This is a genomic window from Aeromonas enterica, assembly GCF_054052465.1.
Genome location: NZ_JBSTYL010000056.1, coordinates 1 through 1,622, shown reverse-complemented (window position 1 = coordinate 1,622; position 1,622 = coordinate 1). Strand labels below are relative to the sequence as shown.

Genomic DNA, 1,622 nt, shown 5'->3' with positions numbered 1-1,622 from the left:
CCTACGCACTTTCACCAGGACAACCGTCGCCTGGCCCACCTAGCCTTCTCCGTCCCCCCATCGCAATTACAAGTCGTGCAGGAATATTAACCTGCTTCCCATCGATTACGCCTTTCGGCCTCACCTTAGGGGTCGACTCACCCTGCCCCGATTAACGTTGGACAGGAACCCTTGGTCTTCCGGCGAGGAGGCTTTTCACCCCCTTTATCGTTACTTACGTCAGCATTCGCACTTCTGATATCTCCAGCATACCTCTCGATACACCTTCGCAGACTTACAGAACGCTCCCCTACCACTCACACATAAGTGTGAATCCGCGGCTTCGGTGCCTGGTTTGAGCCCCGTTACATCTTCCGCGCAGGCCGACTCGACTAGTGAGCTATTACGCTTTCTTTAAATGATGGCTGCTTCTAAGCCAACATCCTAGCTGTCTGAGCCTTCCCACATCGTTTCCCACTTAACCAGAACTTTGGGACCTTAGCCGGCGGTCTGGGTTGTTTCCCTCTTCACGACGGACGTTAGCACCCGCCGTGTGTCTCCCGGATATTACTTACTGGTATTCGGAGTTTGCATGGAGTTGGTAAGTCGGGATGACCCCCTAGTCCAAACAGTGCTCTACCCCCAGTAGTATTCGTCCGAGGCGCTACCTAAATAGCTTTCGGGGAGAACCAGCTATCTCCGAGTTTGATTGGCCTTTCACCCCCAGCCACAGGTCATCCCCTAACTTTGCAACGTTAGTGGGTTCGGTCCTCCAGTTGATGTTACTCAACCTTCAACCTGCCCATGGCTAGATCACCCGGTTTCGGGTCTACACCTTGCAACTAGACGCCCAGTTAAGACTCGGTTTCCCTACGGCTCCCCTATACGGTTAACCTCGCTACAAAATGTAAGTCGCTGACCCATTATACAAAAGGTACGCAGTCACCCCGAAGGGCTCCCACTGCTTGTACGTACACGGTTTCAGGTTCTATTTCACTCCCCTCACAGGGGTTCTTTTCGCCTTTCCCTCACGGTACTGGTTCACTATCGGTCAGTCAGGAGTATTTAGCCTTGGAGGATGGTCCCCCCATATTCAGACAGGATGTCACGTGTCCCGCCCTACTCGATTTCACTTCAAGGTCGTTTTCATGTACGGGGCTATCACCCTGTATCGCTGGCCTTTCCAGGACCATTCCACTAACTTCCAAGAAACTTAAGGGCTAATCCCCGTTCGCTCGCCGCTACTGAGGGAATCTCGGTTGATTTCTTTTCCTCGGGGTACTTAGATGTTTCAGTTCTCCCGGTTCGCCTCTATTACCTATGTATTCAGTAATAGATACCCAGCTTGTGCTGGGTGGGTTTCCCCATTCGGAAATCTGTGAGTAATAGCGTCTCTTACCGACTTCTCACAGCTTATCGCAGGTTAGTACGTCCTTCATCGCCTCTGACTGCCAAGGCATCCACCATGTACGCTTAGTCACTTAACCATACAACCCCAAGAAGTGTCGTCGAAACGACGCGACTTGTTGTCGTACAACAAGGACCAAAATAAATTTTGGTTTTCGCCAAGAAGTTTCCAAAGCACTTGTAACAAATGTTTGAGAACTACTTTTTAAATCAGCTTTCCAGATTGTTAAAGAGCA

Annotated in this window: 1 rRNA gene; it reads right to left on the bottom strand. The window is 50.7% G+C overall.

The features are described from left to right. Window positions 1-1,466 (bottom strand): 23S ribosomal RNA (locus ACW5XD_RS23840); the annotation flags it as partial. Between the last annotated feature and the right edge of the window lie 156 nt (window positions 1,467-1,622).